This is a genomic window from Synechococcus sp. J7-Johnson, from assembly GCF_024345795.1.
Classification (GTDB): domain Bacteria; phylum Cyanobacteriota; class Cyanobacteriia; order PCC-6307; family Cyanobiaceae; genus Regnicoccus_A.
On the sequence record NZ_JAGQBU010000004.1, the window covers coordinates 75,701 to 93,437 of the forward strand.

Annotated in this window: 15 protein-coding genes; 12 read left to right on the plus strand and 3 right to left on the minus strand. The window is 66.0% G+C overall.

What is annotated here, in order from left to right; all coding sequences use genetic code 11:
- The first annotated feature begins 34 nt into the window (after positions 1–34).
- The 6 genes from KBY93_RS03535 (at position 35) to KBY93_RS03560 (ending at position 7,245) form a co-directional block, all read left to right on the plus strand.
- Complete coding sequence (locus tag KBY93_RS03535) at positions 35–967, plus strand: glycosyltransferase family 2 protein (protein WP_255092858.1); 933 nt, start codon at positions 35–37, stop codon at positions 965–967.
- A 138-nt stretch (positions 968–1,105) separates the two neighbouring features.
- Positions 1,106–1,822 carry a 30S ribosomal protein S2 gene (rpsB, locus tag KBY93_RS03540; protein ID WP_094554142.1) on the plus strand — a complete coding sequence of 239 codons (717 nt, stop codon included), beginning with the start codon at positions 1,106–1,108 and terminating at the stop codon, positions 1,820–1,822.
- A gap of 112 nt (positions 1,823–1,934) precedes the next feature.
- A complete protein-coding gene (gene tsf, locus KBY93_RS03545) occupies positions 1,935–2,597 on the plus strand; it encodes a translation elongation factor Ts (protein WP_255092859.1) in 663 nt (220 codons plus the stop codon).
- A 48-nt stretch (positions 2,598–2,645) separates the two neighbouring features.
- Positions 2,646–3,992 carry a hypothetical protein gene (locus tag KBY93_RS03550; protein ID WP_255092860.1) on the plus strand — a complete coding sequence of 449 codons (1,347 nt, stop codon included), beginning with the start codon at positions 2,646–2,648 and terminating at the stop codon, positions 3,990–3,992.
- Complete coding sequence (gene recG / locus KBY93_RS03555; RefSeq protein ID WP_255092861.1) at positions 3,950–6,478, plus strand: ATP-dependent DNA helicase RecG; 2,529 nt, start codon at positions 3,950–3,952, stop codon at positions 6,476–6,478. Before KBY93_RS03550 ends, recG begins: the two co-directional genes overlap by 43 nt.
- Before the next feature lie 20 nt (positions 6,479–6,498).
- Positions 6,499–7,245, plus strand: coding sequence for a M15 family metallopeptidase (locus KBY93_RS03560; protein ID WP_255092862.1), 747 nt, complete (start codon positions 6,499–6,501; stop codon positions 7,243–7,245).
- Here KBY93_RS03560 and KBY93_RS03565 read toward each other — a convergent pair.
- Both KBY93_RS03565 and sir read right to left on the minus strand, forming a co-directional pair.
- On the minus strand, positions 7,215–7,598 hold the full coding sequence (locus KBY93_RS03565) for a hypothetical protein (RefSeq protein WP_255092863.1): 384 nt from the start codon (positions 7,596–7,598) through the stop codon (positions 7,215–7,217). The two genes, KBY93_RS03560 and KBY93_RS03565, sit on opposite strands and share 31 nt — an antisense overlap.
- A complete protein-coding gene (gene sir / locus KBY93_RS03570) occupies positions 7,598–9,316 on the minus strand; it encodes a sulfite reductase, ferredoxin dependent (RefSeq protein ID WP_255092917.1) in 1,719 nt (572 codons plus the stop codon). The genes KBY93_RS03565 and sir overlap by 1 nt, the downstream gene beginning before the upstream one ends.
- A gap of 202 nt (positions 9,317–9,518) precedes the next feature.
- On the opposite strand from sir, the gene glyS reads away from it, so the two are divergent.
- Positions 9,519–11,687, plus strand: a complete 2,169-nt coding sequence (glyS, locus tag KBY93_RS03575) for a glycine--tRNA ligase subunit beta (RefSeq protein ID WP_255092864.1) — start codon at positions 9,519–9,521, stop codon at positions 11,685–11,687.
- An 18-nt stretch (positions 11,688–11,705) separates the two neighbouring features.
- Here glyS and chlP read toward each other — a convergent pair whose 3' ends face one another.
- Positions 11,706–13,112, minus strand: a complete 1,407-nt coding sequence (gene chlP / locus KBY93_RS03580; RefSeq protein ID WP_255092918.1) for a geranylgeranyl reductase — start codon at positions 13,110–13,112, stop codon at positions 11,706–11,708.
- Between the two features lie 119 nt (positions 13,113–13,231).
- On the opposite strand from chlP, the gene KBY93_RS03585 reads away from it, so the two are divergent.
- The 5 genes from KBY93_RS03585 to lptB all read left to right on the plus strand — a co-directional run bounded on the left by KBY93_RS03585 (position 13,232) and on the right by lptB (position 17,658).
- Complete coding sequence (locus tag KBY93_RS03585; protein ID WP_255092865.1) at positions 13,232–13,978, plus strand: M15 family metallopeptidase; 747 nt, start codon at positions 13,232–13,234, stop codon at positions 13,976–13,978.
- Positions 13,979–14,079: 101 nt separating this feature from the next.
- A complete protein-coding gene (typA, locus tag KBY93_RS03590; protein WP_255092866.1) occupies positions 14,080–15,885 on the plus strand; it encodes a translational GTPase TypA in 1,806 nt (601 codons plus the stop codon).
- Positions 15,882–16,247 (plus strand): DUF309 domain-containing protein, encoded by a 366-nt coding sequence (locus tag KBY93_RS03595; protein WP_255092867.1) that lies wholly within the window; start codon positions 15,882–15,884, stop codon positions 16,245–16,247. The genes typA and KBY93_RS03595 overlap by 4 nt, the downstream gene beginning before the upstream one ends.
- Before the next feature lie 248 nt (positions 16,248–16,495).
- Positions 16,496–16,933 carry an LPS-assembly protein LptD gene (locus KBY93_RS03600; protein WP_399222504.1) on the plus strand — a complete coding sequence of 146 codons (438 nt, stop codon included), beginning with the start codon at positions 16,496–16,498 and terminating at the stop codon, positions 16,931–16,933.
- Complete coding sequence (gene lptB / locus KBY93_RS03605; RefSeq protein ID WP_255092868.1) at positions 16,930–17,658, plus strand: LPS export ABC transporter ATP-binding protein; 729 nt, start codon at positions 16,930–16,932, stop codon at positions 17,656–17,658. The genes KBY93_RS03600 and lptB overlap by 4 nt, the downstream gene beginning before the upstream one ends.
- Positions 17,659–17,737 lie beyond the last annotated feature (79 nt).

The window sequence follows — 17,737 nt, forward strand, 5'->3', positions numbered from 1 at the left end:
GAGCGGTGCGCTCACCAGCTCCCGCAGCCAAGCCATGTTCCCCAGCGTCGTCATCCCCACCTACAACCGCCGGCCGATCCTGGAGAAGGCACTGCTGGCGCTGGAGGATCAGCAGTTGGAGCCCCCCCTCGAGGGCTACGAAGTGGTGGTGGTCGATGACGGCTCCACAGACGGCACCGCCGAGTGGCTGCGGCAGGAGGCGGGGCGTTTCCCCCATGTGCGCCTGATCGAGCAGGACCATGGCGGACCCGCCGAAGGCCGCAACCGAGGCGTGGATCACGCCCGCGGTGATGTGATCGTCTTCATCGACAGCGATCTGGTGGTCACCGGCACCTTCCTGCTGGAGCATGCCCGGTCCCTGGCAGCCCGCTGGCAGCGCAGCGGTAACCGGCTCTGCTTCACCTATGGGGCTGTGATCAACACGGCCAATTTCGAGGACCCCACCAGCGAACCTCACAAGCTGAGCGATCACTCCTGGGCCTACTTCGCCACCGGCAACGTAGCGATCGATCGCCAGCTGCTGGAACGCTCCGGCCTGTTCGACACCGGCTTCCGCCTCTACGGCTGGGAGGATCTGGAGCTGGGGGAAAGGCTGCGCCGGCTGGGGGTGGAGCTGGTGCGCTGTCCGGCGGCAGTGGGGTACCACTGGCATCCCGCCCTCAGCCTGGAGCAACTGCCAGACCTGGTGCGGATCGAGCAGGAGCGGGCCCGTATGGGGCTGGTGTTCTACCGGAAGCACCCCACCCGGCGAGTGCGCTTCATCATTCAGTTCACCTGGTGGCACCGCCTGCTCTGGGAGCTGCTCACACTCGGGGGCCTGGTGAACGAGCGCACGCTCCGGCCGCTGCTGGCCTGGCTGATCCGTCATGGCCAGAACGCTCTGGCCATGGAGCTGCTGCGTTTGCCGCTCAACCGCCTGGGAGTGCGCGCCCTGTTCCGCGAAGCCCGCGCCGAGGGCCTTCGCTGACCGTTTGGTAGCTTGGATTGTCCTTAATAAACCGCACACCTGTCCGTTTCGGGTGCTCAGTCGGCACCGATGGCCCCTTTCAGGGTCATCGCGTCTGATCCCTGGCAGGTGGAGGCGAACCCGAAACCCTTCTCAACCATGGCTGTTGTCACCCTCTCCGAGATGATGGAGGCTGGGGCCCACTTCGGGCACCAGACGCGTCGCTGGAATCCCAAGATGTCGCGCTACATCTATTGCGCGCGCAATGGAGTTCATATCATCGATCTAGTGCAGACCGCCGTCTGCATGAACAACGCCTACAAGTGGACTCGCAATGCCTCCCGCAGTGGCAAGCGTTTCCTCTTCGTTGGCACCAAGAAACAGGCCTCCGAGGTGATCGCCATCGAGGCCACCCGCTGCGGCGCCGCCTATGTGAACCAGCGCTGGCTGGGCGGCATGCTCACCAACTGGAGCACGATGCGTGCCCGCATCGACCGCCTCAAGGATCTCGAGCGGATGGAGAGCTCCGGCGCCATCGCCATGCGACCGAAGAAGGAAGCGGCCGTGCTGCGCCGGGAACTGGAGCGTCTGCAGAAGTACCTCGGCGGCCTCAAGTCGATGCGTCGTCTTCCCGATGTGGTGGTGCTGGTCGACCAGCGCCGGGAGAATAACGCCGTGCTCGAGTGCCGCAAACTCGACATCCCCCTGGTGTCGATGCTCGACACCAATTGCGACCCTGATCTGGCTGACGTGCCCATCCCCTGCAACGACGACGCGGTTCGCTCCGTACAGCTGGTGCTTGGCAGGCTCGCCGACGCGATCAACGAAGGTCGCCACGGCAGCCAGGAGCAACGCGCCGAAGACGACGAGGCCTGAAGCCAGTCGACACCATGAACTCAGGCCCTGGCCTGAGTTTGTCCTGGGGTTCCAAGCTGTCTGGAACCCCTGAGATCACTCCCCCCAACCCTTCCCCTCCCTAACTCCTCCCATGGCTGAGATCTCAGCGAAGCTCGTCAAGGAACTGCGCGAGAAAACAGGCGCCGGCATGATGGATTGCAAAAAGGCGCTCGGTGAATCCGCCGGCGACATGGGCAAGGCCGCCGAGTGGCTGCGCCAGAAGGGCATTGCCACCGCCGAGAAGAAAGCCGGCCGCACGGCTGCTGAAGGCGCCATCGGCAGTTACATCCACACCGGTGCACGGGTTGGCGTACTGGTGGAAGTGAACTGCGAAACCGACTTCGTCGCCCGCGGTGAGATCTTCCAGGAGCTGTTGCGCAATGTGGCTATGCAGATAGCCGCCTGCCCCAACGTCGAATATGTCAGCACCGAGGAGATTCCCGCCTCGATCGCCGATCGCGAGAAGCAGATCGAGATGGGTCGTGACGACCTGGCTGGCAAACCCGACAAGATGAAGGAGAAGATCGTCGAGGGGCGCATCGGCAAACGCCTCAAGGAACTCGCCCTGCTGGAGCAGCCCTTCATCAAGGACAGCTCGATCACCGTGGCTGAATTGGTCAAGCAGGTGGCCGGCAAGATCGGCGAGAACATTCAGGTGCGTCGCTTCACCCGATACACCCTCGGTGAGGGCATTGAGGTGGACCAGGCCGACTTCGCCGCCGAGGTGGCCGCCATCACCAGCAAGGCGGCCTGAGCTGAGCGCGCCCCTGGCGTCCCCCTTCCGTCCCCCCGCCTCAGCCGATTGGAGACCAGCGCCAGCGCGTTGTCAGAAGCCCACGGGCACCTGGAGCGGATCCGCCGGCGTCTGGGGGAGGGTCATCGGGATCTGTATCACGACCTGGCCCTCTACCTGCAGGTGTTGCGCGACGGTCTGCTGGAGGCCGTTCAGCAGGCCGTCTTCCATGTGGCCACCCAGGTGGTACCTGAGCGTTATCAGCAACTGAACGATCGCCAGCGCCAGGAGTTGCCCAGGCGTCTCGAGCAATTGGTGCAGCGTTGCGGCTGCCTGCTGACCCTGGAGCAGCTGCTGGTCCTGGCGTGCCAGGTCCAGAATGAACAGAGGCGCCAGGGGCAGCAGCAGCAACGGCAGCTGGCCCGGGCCCTGGCGCAGATGTCCGCCGGAGCTGACGAGGGCGACTCAGAGGGTGACTGGGACGAGCGTGAGGAAGCTGAGGGCTCGATCCGGCTGGATCTGAACCTGCCCCTCTCCGCCGAGCTGTTCTCCGGTGGCATCCCGGCCCTGGCCGGCCTCACCAGGCTGGTGGCCCCTTCGGCAGAGTGGATTGCCGAAGAAGGGCGCGACGACGAAGCCGGCCATGACGAAGACGACGACGTTGTGGAGGAAGACGACGAAGCAGGAGTGGGAGAGGACGAGGACCTGGACCTGGAGGAGTCGGCCCTGAAGGGATTGGGGGAAGTGGATGGATTGGAAGGTTTGGAAAACCTCGAGGCCGGGGACGTTGTTGCCGCCGAAGCGGAGGCCGATGATCCCACTGACATCCTGAGGGCCCTGCTGGTGATGGCCGTGCCCCCGGAACGCCGCTCCCAGGTTCAGGATCCTGATCACCCGCGGCCCGACACCTCAACCAGACCGCTGCCGCAGAGGTCGGATGAAGCCGATCGAAATCAGGGCCTGGTGCCCCAGCAGCCTGTGGAGCTGCTGGAGTGGTGGAAGGCGCTGGACCAGGCACTGCAGCGGCGTCTGCGCAACCTCTCCCACGCCATCAATCTGGATCTGATCAAGCTGGGGCTCACCCGCAGCCTGCTGCCACTGAACCTGCTCGATGCCGTGCTGCAGGGAGACCTGGAAGCCCTGCCAGCCCCGGCCAACCTGCTGAAGATTCACCTGCCCTTCAGCAGCCCCGACATGCCCATCCAGGTGCAGGCCCTGGGGGTGCTGCTGCGCACCAGCGACCTCGAGTACGAACAGCCCCGCCTGCGCACCTGCCGCAAGCGCCTGGAGCAGCGCCGCGCCAGCGTGCGCAAAATGGCTCAGCATTACCGCCACTGGAAGCGGCGGGCCCGGGCCCTGGAAGCGGAACAACAGTGGATGAAGGACAGCCAATCCACCCCCGAGAGCCCAGCCTGAACCATGGACGCTGGATCACAACCCTGCAGCAGGCGTTGCAGTTGGAGGTGGAGCGTGGGTTCGAGAACCTGCAGGGCCGCCGAGAAAGGTTCAGCCTCTTTCTGGAGCGCCAGTGCCGCCAACCCCCGGAGGAGCTGATCCGCCGGGTGCCGGAGGCGGCGCCAGCCCTGGTCGCCCTGGCCGAGCTCTTTGCCAGCTACGACGAGTTGCCGCTGGCCCAGCGCCAGTCGTTGCTGCGGCGATGCCGGGAGCGCCTGCACAGCCTGCGCCAGAGCCTGGATCCACCCCGGCCGCCCGGCCCTCCGCGCCTGAAGCTGGCTCCCCAGGAGCCTGCCTCCGGTGGCGCTCGTTCGGGAGCCCACAGAACGGCCAACCCCATCCAACCCGACACTCCCCTGGCCGAGGTGCCGGGAATCGGACCGAAAACCGCCACGCGGCTCGCAGGGCTGGGGTTGCTGCTGGCTCGCGACCTGCTGCGTCACTATCCGCGCGACTACCTCGATTACGCCAACCTGGTGCGTATCCGGGAGCTGGTGCCTGGCAGCACAGCCACGATCGTGGCCACGGTGCAGCGCTCCCATGCATTCGCCAGCCCGCGCAACCCCCGGCTGGTGATCCTGGAACTGCAGCTGGGCGACATCACCGGACGGCTGCGGCTGAGCAAGTTCTTCGCCGGCAAACGCTTCAGCTCACCAGGCTGGCTCAAGGCCCAGCAACGCCAGTTCCCGCCAGGCTGCAGCGTGGCAGCCAGTGGCCTGGTGCGCCAGACCCCCTACGGCCCCACCCTGCAGGATCCCCTGCTGGAGGTGCTCGACTCCCCCGGGACCCCGGTGCGCTCGCGCCAGATCGGACGACTGGTGCCGGTCTATGCCCTCACCGAAGGTCTCGGCGCCGAACGTCTGCGCCAGGCCATCCAGACCGTGCTGAGCGCCGCGGCCCACTGGAGCGATCCCCTGCCGGGTGCCCTGCGGCGGCAGGAAGGCCTGCTGGATCGATCCACCGCCTGGCGAGGGCTGCACGATCCCGCCGATCACAACGACCTCAGGGCCAGCCGCCACCGGCTGGTCTTCGATGAATTCCTGCTGCTCCAGCTCAGCTTGCTGCAGCGGCGAGGGCAGCTGGCGCGGCGGCCGGCACGGCCCCTGCGACTGCCGAAGGGGCAGAACAACCTGATGGCCTCCTTTCTGGAGCTGCTGCCCTTCCAGCTCACCGAGGCCCAGCGACGGGTGCTGGCCGACATTCAGGCCGATCTGGAGCAGGAGCAGCCGATGGCCCGCCTGCTGCAGGGGGACGTAGGCAGTGGCAAGACCGTGGTGGCGATCGCGGCCCTGCTGGTGGCCATCGAAGCCGGTTGCCAGGGGGCCCTGATGGCCCCCACTGAGGTGCTGGCCGAGCAGCATGCCCGCAAACTGGGGGAGTGGCTGAGCCAGCTACACGTGAGCACTGCCCTGCTGACGGGTTCCACCCCGGCGGGGCGGCGGCGCCAGCTGCTCCAGGACCTGGCCAACGGCCAGCTGCAGCTGCTGGTCGGCACCCACGCCCTGCTGGAGGATCCGGTGGCCTTCGACCGCCTGGGGCTGGTGGTGGTGGATGAGCAGCACCGCTTCGGGGTGCGCCAGCGTGACCGGCTGATGGGCAAGGGCCTGCAGCCCCACCTGCTGACCATGACCGCCACCCCGATTCCGCGCACCCTGGCTCTCTCGGTGCACGGCGACCTGGAGGTGAGTCAGATCGACGGCCTGCCGCCGGGGCGCACCCCCATCCGCACCCGCCTGCTGCGCGGCGGCCAGCGCCAGGAGGCTTACGAGCTGATCCGCGAGGAGGTGACCCGGGGCCAGCGGGCCTATGTGGTGCTCCCCCTGGTGGAGGAGTCGGAGAACCTTGACCTGCGCTCGGCGGTGGCCGTCCACCAGCAACTGCAGGAGGAGGTGTTCCCAGACCTGCGCGTGGGCCTGCTGCACGGGCGGATGCCTAGCCCCCGCAAACAGGAGGCGATCAACGCCTTCGCCAGCGGCAGCTGTGATGTGCTGGTGTCCACCACGGTGGTCGAGGTGGGCGTCGACGTGCCGGAGGCCAGCGTGATGGTGATCGAGCACGCCGAGCGTTTCGGGCTAGCGCAGCTGCATCAGCTGCGGGGCCGGGTGGGGCGTGGGGCAGTGGCCTCCCATTGCCTGCTGATCAACGATGGCAGGGCCGGGCAGGCCCAGCAGCGGCTGGAGCTGCTGGTGCGCTCCAGCGATGGCTTCGAGATCGCCGAGATGGATCTGCAGCTGCGGGGGCCCGGGCAGGTGCTGGGAACCCGCCAGTCGGGCCTGCCCGACCTGGCCCTGGCCAGCCTCAGCGACGATGGGGAGGTGCTGGAGCAGGCCAGGGCTCTGGCAAGGCGGCTGCTGGAGCACGACCCCGAGCTGGAGAGCCATCCAGGCCTGCGCCAGGCGCTGCTCGAGCAGCGGCAGCGGCAGGTGGATGCCGGCAGCTTGAATTGAGTCCTCTGCCATCCCCGCGCGTGAGCCCCAGCCTGCCCAGGCCCTGGAGCCCGATTCCCATCCAGGACACAGCCGAACCGCTGATTCCCCTGCCGAGGCAGTTGCTGCGCCTTGAGCCCCACCCCTACACGTCGCTGGGAGCGCCCTACGGCGACGGCTGCAGCCCCTTCCAACTGCGCAGCGGCGTGGTGGAACGCCTGCTATTGGCCCAGGGCGAGCTGAAGCGCCGGCACGGTGACTGGTGCCTGGCGATCTTCGATGGCTGGAGGCCCGTGCGGGTGCAGCAGTTCATGGTGGAGCACACGATCGCCAGCGAATGCCGCCGGCTGGGAGTGGACCCCCGGCAGAGCGGGCCCGAACTGGAGGCGGTGACGACGGAGGTGGGCCGCTTCTGGGCCGCCCCCAGCCCGGATCCGGCTACGCCACCGCCCCACAGCACCGGCGGGGCGGTGGATCTCACCCTGGCCACTACAAGCGGAGAACCGCTCGATCTGGGCGGGGAGATCGATGCGATCGGAGCTGTCTCGGAGCCCGATCACTACGACCCGGCGCGGCGGTCGGAACGCCTGGATGAAGGCGGTGGGTCAAGGGAGCTCGAGCTGGAGTGGCACCGGCGCCGCGGCCTGCTGCGCGAGGTGATGGCGGCAGCCGGATTCGCCCAGCACCCCAACGAGTGGTGGCACTTCAGCCACGGCGACCAGCTCTGGGCCTGGCGGCAGGGAGCGGCGGCCGCGATCTACGGGGGCTGGGATCCAGGCAGGGGCTGACGCTGCAGTTCCCGCCAGATGCGATCGGCTTCCTCCCGGCTGATCCGGTTCTCGTTGGCGCAGCGTTTCAAGCTGGCCTCCCCCAGCTCCAGCTGCATCTGACGCAGGCGTTGCAGCACCTGCGGTGGTTGATCCGCGAATAGCAGCAGCTGGCTCTGGTAGGCCTTGAGCAGGTGGTCCGCACGGCAGGTGTCGCCGTCGGGCTTATAAAACTTGACCGGAGTTTTCGGAGGCGGCGCCATCGTGCGGGCCCGAAGTGGGGACCCCAAGGGGCTGAGCGCCACCAGGGCCAGGCTGGCGGAACCCAGCAACAGGCTGGCAAGACAGGACCTCACAGGAGCAGGAACCGTCATCAGCTCTCGGAGGGGAGCAGCGCCTGAATCCGCTCGGCGCCAAGGCTGGAGACGAACTGACCGAAACTCTGACGCCCGCCTTCGCCCTTCCAGCTCAGCAGCAGCGGCTCGAGGGTGGTCTCCAGATCGACCAGGGGCATGCGCTCAAGGTACGGAGCCGCCAGCTGGGTGAGGTTGGGGGTGCCGCCCAGCCAGAGCTGATACTGCTCCACGCCGCTGCCCACCAGTCCCACTTCTGCCATGTAGGGCCTGGCGCAGCCATTCGGGCAACCAGTCATCCGCACCAGCAGCGGCCGCTCGATGCCGAGCCGTTCCAGCAGGGCCTCCAGGCGCTCAAGCACCGCCGGCAGGATTCGCTCCGATTCGGTGATCGCCAGGCCGCAGGTGGGCAGGGCCGGGCAGGCGATGGCATGGCGCGCCAGCAAAGACGGCGCTTCCGGCGTCTCGAAGCCGAGGGCCGCCAGGGCCTGCTTCACACTGCTGCGCTGGGAGGTCCCGATCGAGCAGAGCAGCAGGTCCTGGTTGGGGGTGAGCCGCACCTCCAGTTGGTAGGTCTCGACCAGACGCCGCAGGCCGCGCTTGCGCTCACCCTCGAGCCGGCCACAGAGCAGGGGCAGCCCCACAAACCAGAGCCCACGGTTCTGGCGGTGCCAACCCAGGTAGTCGTCGAGGCGAGGCTTCGGTTCTGCCCTCAGGGGCTTGATCGGCGCCTCCAGGTACCGGCCTAGCTCCTGGCGGAACCAGTCGACCCCGCGGTCATGGATCAGATATTTCATGCGGGCGTGGCGCCGCTGCTCCCGGTCGCCGTGGTCGCGCTGGAGGGCCACGATGGCCTGCACCAGATCGAGCACATGCTCAGCCTCCACGTATCCGAGGGGATCGGCAGTGCGGGCGAAGGTTTCGTCCTTGTTGTGGGTGCGGCCCATACCACCGCCCACATAGACGTTGCAGCCACGCAGACGGCCGGAGGGGTCGGTGAAGGCCACCAGGCCAATGTCCTGGGTGAGCAGATCCACCGAGTTGTCGCCCGGCACGGTGACGGCCACCTTGAACTTGCGGGGAAGATAGGTGCCTCCGTAGAGCGGCTCGTTGGGGTCTCCGCTGAATCCAGCCCCCTGCAGCTGCCGCTGACGCGCGCGCTTAACGGCCGCGGCCGGCTTGAAGCGATAGCTGTGGTCGCCATCCACCCAGAGATCCAGATACGACCCCTCAGCCGCCAGCGGAGCGATCAGGTCGGCGATTTCGTCGGCCAGACGCCTGGCGGCGGGATAGCCACCCTTCTCGAAAGGAGCTGCCGGGGCCATCACGTTGCGGTTGATGTCACCGCAGGCAGCGAGGGTCGAGCCCATCGAGCACACGATCGTGCCGATCACCTCACGGATGTCGGCCTTGGCGATGCCATGCATCTGAAAGGCCTGGCGGGTGGTGAGGCGCAGGGTGCCATTGCCGAGGCGGTCGGAGAGATCGTCCATGGCCAGGTAAAGGGGCACCGGAATGCGGCCAGCCGGGCTGCGCAGGCGCAGCATCATCTGCCAGTCCTTCTCCTGGCCCTTCTGGCGGTTGTCGCGGTTGTCCTGCTGGTAGCTGCCATGGAACTTGAGGATCTGAACGGCCCCATCGGTGAAGAAGGGCTTGTCGTTCTCCAGTTCGGTGGCCAGGGGCTCCTTGAGATAGTCGCTGGCCGCCTTCAGCCGCTCGAACTTGCTGGGGGGCTTGATTGCACTGCCGTTGGTGGCCGGAGAGGATCGAGAGGCTGCATCCGCAGCGTCGGTTTCAACCTTGGTGCGGCCGGATCCCGACGACTTGACTTGACGTTCGGGGGTGAGAGTCACGACAGAGGCACCAGCGTCATTCGAAGGTAGCGAAGCAGGGTGATGCTGACGGGCTTTCAATACAGTCACAGGCTGCTGAGCTGTGCGAGTGGCCACGTTCCTGCTGGAAATCGGAACCGAAGAACTGCCGGCCGATTTCGCGCGCCTGGCCCTGCCGCAACTGGAGGAGCAGGTGCGACACGACCTGGCCGCCCAGCGCCTGCCCCATGGCCTGGTGGAGGCCACCGGCACACCGCGGCGCCTGGTGGTGCGCGTTGCCGATCTGCCCCTGCGCCAGCAGGACCTGGCTGAGGAACGCAAGGGCCCCCCGGGGGCCCAGGCCTTCATCGACGGGCAACCGGGGCCGGCCGCCATCGGGTTCGCCAACCGCTGTGGCGTCGATCCAGCCAGCCTTGAGCTGAGGGACACCCCCAAGGGCCCGTTCGTTTTCGCCCGCATCCTGCAACCGGGCCAACCCAGCGAAGAAGTGCTGGCGGAGCGCATCCCGGCCTGGATCACCGCCCTGCAGGGGAGACGCTTCATGCGCTGGGGCGAGGGGGAGCTGCGTTTCAGCCGCCCGATCCGCTGGCTGGTGGCCCTGCTCGATCAGCAGGTGATTCCGGTGGTGCTGGAGGGCAGTGATCCCTTGATCAGCAGCGGCCGGATCAGCCGTGGCCACCGCTTGTCGGAGGACACCCTCACCATCCCCGACGCCAGCCGTCACAGCGAGCTGCTGGCTGAAGCCGGTGTACTGGTGGAACGCCAGCAGCGAGCCGACTGGATCCGCCAGCAGGTGCTCGCGGCTGCCAGCGCCGCCCAGGCAAGGCCTGATTTCCCCGAAGAGCTTTTCGAGGAACTGGTGGATCTGGTGGAAAGTCCCAGCCTGATCGAGGGTTCCGTGGAGCAGCGTTTCCTCGACCTGCCGCCGGAGGTGCTGAGCACGGTGATGCGCAGCCACCAGCGCTACGTGCCCCTGCGCCGCCTGGAAGCGGCGGAGGATCCCCTGGCCCTGTCGGCCCAGGCCAGCCTGCTGCCCCGATTCATCTGTGTGGGCAACGGCCTGCCGGAAGCAGCCGCCACGGTGCGGCGTGGCAATGAGCGGGTGCTCAAGGCCCGTCTGGCCGATGCGGAGTTCTTTCTCCAGGCCGACCGCGCCATCAGCTGCGAAGAGCGGCGGCAGCGGCTCGGGAGCGTCACCTTCGCCGAAGGGCTGGGCAGCTTGCTCGATCGCAGCGATCGCCTGTACTGGCTGAGCCATCTGCTGCTGCAGCACCTCTCGCTGACGCCTGAACACCGGGAGGCGGCCCTGCGGGCCGCGCATCTGTGCAAGCACGATCTGGTCAGTCAGATGGTGGGGGAATTCCCCGAACTGCAGGGGGTGATGGGAGCCAAGTACGCCCTGGCGGAGGGGGAATCCAGGGCCACGGCCCTGGCTGTCCTGGAGCACTACCTGCCGCGTGGGGCCGGGGATCTGCCGCCCAGCTCCGATGCCGGGGCGGTGGTGGCCCTGGCCGAGCGCTTGGAGCTGCTGCTGAGCATCTATGCCAAGGGAGAGCGGCCGAGCGGATCGTCAGATCCCTATGCCCTGCGCCGGGCGGGCAACGGCGTACTGCAGATCCTGTGGGAGCGAGGCTGGTCGCCGGATCTGATCAACCTGCTGAAGCAGGCCAGCTTCCACTGGGCCCAGCTGTTGCCCAACCTGCAGCTTGATGCCCCCTCACTCGCCGGCGAGCTGGTGGAAGCCCTGCGCCTGCGCATGGTCTCCCTGTTCGATGAAGAAGGCTTCGATACCGACCTGGTCCAGGCCGTGGCAGGGGATGGGGTGCCCGCCGAGCGGCTGCTGGGCGATCCGATCGACGCACGCAAGCGCCTGGCCCTGCTGGCCCAGCTCCGCATGGACGGCCAGCTGGCACCGGTGCAGGCTGTGGTTCAACGGGCGGCGCGGCTGGCTGTGAAAGGGGATCTGCCGACCGACGTGTTCAGCCCAGGGGAGGTGGTGGATCCTGCCCTGTTCAGCTCCCCCAGCGAAACGGGCATGTTGCAGGTGCTGATGGAACTGGTGCCGATCCTGGCTGTTGACGACGGGGAGACCCGTTACCCCCTGCTGGCCAACAAGCTGGCTGAGGGGGCTGAAGCCCTCTCAGCCTTCTTCGATGGCGCCAGCAGTGTGATGGTGATGTGCGACGAACTGTCCGTGCGCAGCAATCGCCTCAACATGCTGGCGGTGTTGCGCAACCAGGCCAGCACACTGGCGGATTTCAGCAAGCTGAGCAGCTGAGGCTGGCCATCCCAAGCCTCAGCTCTTGGACGTCAGCGCGGGCTCTCGCTCCTCCCTGACCTGAGGCTCGGCAACCACGGGCTCGGCCAGAGGCTTTTTACTGGCATTGCCCACTCCCTGCAGCTGCTCTGATTCCTGGGCAAGGCTGGCCAGCCAGGTTTCCATTTCTTCAGGGCTGCGCACCACGCTGGGCACAGGCTTGAACGACTGAGGGGCCAAGGCATTGCCGCGCAGCACGGCACCAAGGGTGAGCAGGGTGAGCTTGATCTGCTGCCAGGGGTTCATCATGACAACCCGCTTGTAGAGATAGCTGTCGAAGGTGAGACGTTGTACGTCCTTATCATCACACATCTCGACGAAGGCTTCACGGGCCGCATCGTTGCGATAGAAGATATTCTGAAGGATTTCCAGCACCTTGTAGGTGGCGCCGTACTGCTTGTCCCACTTGCGGATATAAACCTTGAGGTCGGCTTCGCTGGGAATCTTGGCTCCGGATGCACTGGCAGCGACGATCTGCTCGGCACACATACGGCCGCTCTTGGCGGCGAAGTAAATCCCCTCTCCTGAGCTCTTGGTGACGTAGCCGGCGGCATCCCCCACCAGGGCCATGCGGCCCACGACACGACGGGGCCGCGGATGCTCGGGAATCGGGTGGGCCTCCACCTTGATCACCTCACCGTGGAGCAGCCGGGCACTTGCCCGCTTACGGATGCCCTTCTGCAGGCTCTTGATCAGAGCCTGATTCTTCTGCATAGTTCCAGTACCCACGGCCACGTGGTCGTACTTGGGAAACACCCAGGCATAGAAGTCGGGGGAGACATCTGTGCCGACATACATTTCCGCCAGATCCTCGTAGTAGCTCATCTCCTCCTTGGGCAGGCGGATGCGCTCCTGGAAAGCAATAGCCACGTTGTAATCACCGGCATCCATGGCCTTGGCCACGCGGCTGTTGGCTCCGTCGGCACCAACGATCAGATCCACTTCAAGGCTCTTGATCTCGCCGGTAGGGCCACCGCCGGAGTAGTCGGCGTAGTGGAGGGTGTAGGGACCCTGGCGGGCGGAGCCGGTGTCGATCGACTGAACCAGACCATTGACGAGATGGGCCCCGAGCTCGGCGGCGCGGTTGCGCAGGAACCCATCGAGGATTTCCCGGCGGCACATGCCGATGTATTCGTCCTCGTTTTCAAGATGGATATCCACCTCACGATTGGAGGGGGAAATCATGCGCATGTTGCGCACCTTGCGATCGATGATCGACTCGGGCAGATCGAATTCATCAACCATGCAGAGCGGAATCGCACCACCGCAGGGCTTGGCATTGTCAAGCTTGCGCTCGAAGAGCCAGGTTTCAATTCCCGCCTTCGCTAGCACTTCGGCTGCGCAGGAACCGCTCGGGCCGCCACCCACCACTGCGACTCGCAACATCTTGAAACCTGCTCCGCGGGAATGATCCTTGAGCGCGAAGCTAACACCCACGCTCGGCGTGATGTTGATCAAGCCAGGGCTGACATCTACGATTGTGACGAAGTTTGTTACGAGGTTGCGTGCCACCGCGAAGGCCGCAGCGCCTGAAGCGCAGCGAACAGCGCGAGGATCTGCCGGTGGCGCGCCGCACCCTGCCCGAGGCCCGTGGCCGAAAGAGCCTGCTCAAGCCTGTGGCCACCACGACCGTCGTGCTGCTGGTGTTGACGGCCGGCGGGGTGCTGCTCTTCCTCCAGCCCCTGCGGCTCTGGCTGGCGCCACCACCGGTGCCTGGTCTGGAGGCGCGCCAGAGTCCCGACGGTCGCCTGCTGGGTCACTTACCCTATCCAGAAGCGGCCGCCAGCAGCCTGGAGGCAGTAGCCCCTGGCCAGAAGCTGCGCCCGGAGGCTGCTAGAGCCCTGCTGGCCATGCAGCGCGCCGCCACCGCCGAAGGCGTCGACCTGCGGCTTCTCAGCGCCTTTCGCTCGATCGAGCTGCAGAAGGGCATCTTCTTTGATGTCAAGGCCGAGCGGAACCAGAGCGCCCAGGAACGCGCCGAGGTGAGCGCGCCGCCCGGGTTTTCTGAGCACAGCACCGGCTACGCGGTCGATCTGGGCGATGGCGCCACCCCCCAGAGCCATTTGAGCGAAGGGTTCGATCGCACGACCGCCTTCCGCTGGCTTGAGGCCAATGCAAATCGCTTTCACTACCAGCTGTCCTTTCCCAGGGGAAACAGCCAGGGGGTGAGCTACGAACCCTGGCACTGGCGCTACGAGGGATCTCTGGAGGCCTTGCGCCTATTCGAGCCGGCCCGTCAGCTGGGCCGTTGAACCGGTTGATCCTGTGGCTTCAAGGAGGTGCTGGGATAAGATGATGGATTGTTGCAACCGGTTTCGGTTGCTGCGGACAAGATTAAGAGAGAGAATCCTGTATGAGCGCCAATCAGAGCGCACCGATCCGCAACATCGCGATCATCGCCCACGTTGACCACGGCAAGACCACCCTGGTGGATGCCCTGCTTCAGCAATCGGGCATCTTCCGCGAAGGGGAGGCAGTGCCCACCTGCGTGATGGACTCCAACGACCTGGAGCGCGAACGCGGCATCACGATTCTCTCCAAGAACACTGCCGTCGATTACGCCGGCATCCGGATCAATATCGTCGACACCCCTGGCCACGCTGACTTCGGCGGAGAAGTGGAGCGGGTTCTGGGCATGGTCGATGGGGCGCTGCTGATCGTGGACGCCAACGAGGGGCCGATGCCCCAGACCCGTTTCGTGCTCAAGAAAGCCCTCGAGCAGGGTCTGCGCCCGATCGTGTTCGTCAACAAGATCGACCGAGCACGGGTGGACCCCGAGCAGGCCGTGGACAAGGTGCTCGACCTGTTCCTGGAGCTGGGAGCCGACGACGATCAGTGTGACTTCACCTACCTCTTCGGCAGCGGCATGGGCGGTTACGCCAAGCCCGACATGGCCACGGAGAGCGAAACGATGAAGCCGCTCTTCGACGCCATCCTGCGTCATGTGCCGCCACCGGTAGGCGATCCCGACAAGCCGCTGCAGATGCAGGTCACCACTCTCGATTATTCGGACTTCCTCGGCCGGATCATGATCGGTCGGATCCATAACGGGACGATCAAAGCTGGCCAGAGTGCGGCACTGATCCGAGACGACGGCAGCATCAAGCGCGGTCGCATCAGCAAGTTGCTGGGCTTCGAAGGCCTGGCCAGGGTGGAGATCGCCGAGGCGCGCGCTGGTGATCTGGTGGCCGTGGCCGGCTTCGATGAGGTGAACATCGGCGAGACCATCGCCTGCCCTGATCACCCCGAAGCCCTGCCGCTGATCCGGGTGGATGAACCCACTCTGCAGATGACCTTTGTGGTCAACGATTCTCCCTTCGCTGGCAAGGAAGGCAAGTTCGTCACCAGTCGCCAACTGCGTGATCGCCTCCAGAAGGAGCTGCTCACCAACGTGGCCCTGCGGGTCGAGGACACCGATTCCCCAGACCGCTTCGCCGTCAGCGGCCGTGGTGAACTCCACCTCGGCATCCTGATCGAGACCATGCGCCGGGAAGGCTTCGAATTTCAGGTTTCGCAGCCTCAGGTGATCTTCCGCACCATCGATGGCACCCCCTGCGAACCGGTCGAAACCCTGGTGATGGATGTCCCCGAAGATGCCGTAGGCAGCTGCATCGAGAAGCTCGGAACGCGCAAGGGCGAGATGCAGAACATGGAAACCGGCAGTGATGGCCGCACCCAGCTGGAGTTCGTCGTTCCGGCCCGTGGCCTGATCGGCTTCCGTGGAGAGTTCGTGCGGGCCACCCGGGGCGAGGGGATCATGAGCCACTCCTTCTTTGAGTACCGCCCGATGCAGGGTGATTTCGACGCTCGCCGCAATGGGGTCCTGATTGCCTTCGAGGAGGGAACAGCCACCTTCTATGCCCTCAAGGGCGCCGAAGACCGGGGCCAGTTCTTCATCACTCCCGGCACCAAGGTGTACAAGGGCATGATCGTCGGCGAGCACAACCGACCGCCCGACCTTGAACTCAACGTCTGCAAGGCGAAGCAGGTCACCAACATCCGCTCGGCCGGTGCTGAGGTGCTCGACACCCTGCAGTCGCCGATCCAGATGACCCTGGAGCGGGCCCTGGAATACATCGGCCCTGACGAGATGCTGGAGGTGACACCGGAATCGATCAGGCTGCGCAAGCTGCCGGCGAAAAAGACCGCCAAGCGTTGAGCGAGGCGCTGGAGGACGATCCCCGCTTCCGGCAGGCGGTCGTCCTCTTCAATACCGGGCAGTGGTATGCCTGCCACGACGGGCTGGAGGAGCTCTGGCATGAAACCCTGGGGCCTGACCGGCCCGTGCTCCAGGGCATTCTTCAGATCGCCGTTGCCCATCTCCATCTCGAGCGCGGCAACCATCGCGGCGCCACGATTCTTCTGGGAGAAGGGGTGGGCCGTCTGGCCCGCTGCGGTTCGGAGGCCCTCGGTCTCGACCTGGACCACTTACGCCAGGCCAGCACTGCTCGATTGAGCTGTCTGCAGGCTGGCGATGACCCAGCCGCACTGCCTCTGCCCAGCCTGCGGCCGCAGCCTTGAGCGTCCGCCCTGCAACTGGGCTCCTGGCATTGGCCCGTAGATTGCCAACCTCAATTGAGTTCGCTCACCCCGCTGCCGTTGAGATGCTGATCACTGTCCGGCTGAGCACTATCGGCCTGAGCCCGCTCCAGCTGAATCCCATCCAGTGGTCTGAGTCCCTGCGATGGCGACGGCCAAAGCTGGCATTGACGGCCCTCAGCACCATCCTCTTGGTGCTGGGCTCAGCTGTTGTTGGCCGCGCCCAGCCGATGCCGATCCAGCTGCAACCCGGGGGACAGGTCGACACGGCCCTTGAACAGGTGCCAGCGGCGCCCGCCCCGGCACCCACCGGCCAGGTCACGATCGAATCCGACCGCCAGCAGGCCGATAACGTCACCGGCATCATCACCGCCACAGGCAACGTCAGGATCGTCTACCCCGATCGCCGGGTGGTGGCCACCTCTCGCCAAGCTCAGTACTTCACCCGAGAGGGGATGATCCTGCTCAGTGGCGATGTGGATGTGATCCAGGAGGATGGCAACCTGTTGCGGGCCGATCGGGTGACCTACCTGGTGGAGCGGGAGCGGGCCCTGGCCCAGCCACTGGAAGGCCAACAGGTGTTCAGCAAGCTGTTGATCCAGACCAAACCCCAGATCCAGCCGTCGCCTGGACCGCAGCAGCAGCCCCCCACCCTGCCGCTTCGATGAGTCTCTCCCTGGAGAGCGTGGCCCTGAGCCTGGGCGGCCGGCCGCTTGTGAAGGAGGTGAGCCTGCAGCTCGAGCCTGGAGAAGTGGTGGGCCTGCTTGGGCCCAACGGGGCAGGCAAGACCACCACCTTCAACCTGGTGACGGGCCTGCTCAGGCCCGACAGGGGTCAGGTGCTGCTGGATGGACACCGGGTTGAAGGGCTGCCGATGCCCAAGCGGGCACGGCTGGGCATCGGCTATCTGCCCCAGGAAGCCAGTGTTTTCCGCCAGCTCACCGCTCGTGAGAATCTCCAGCTGGCCCTGCAACAGAGCGGTACCCCGGTGCGGCTGCGGCGCCAGCGCTTGGAGCAGTTGATCGAGGAATTCCATCTCAGCAAGTTCCAGCACCGCCGTGGCTTCCAGCTCTCAGGTGGTGAGCGCCGGCGCTGCGAGGTGGCCAGGGCCCTGGCTGTGGGCCGCGAGGGGCCGCGTTATCTGTTGCTTGATGAACCATTCGCGGGCGTCGATCCCCTGGCGGTGGCTGATCTGCAGGCGCTGATCGGCAGCCTGCGCCTGCGGGGCATGGGCCTGCTGATCACCGACCACAACGTGCGCGAGACCCTGGCCATCACTGATCGCGCCTACATCCTCACCGAGGGGAGCATTCTTGCCTCGGGCCCCTCCTCCGAGGTGGCCAGCGACCCCCTGGTGCGGCGTCACTATCTGGGCGAGGGTTTTCAATTGTGAGCGCGTCCACCAAGGCCCAGTCCAAGCCAGCGGTTCAACGCCTGCTCCGGCCAATCACGCTGTCCTGGCAGCGGTTGCC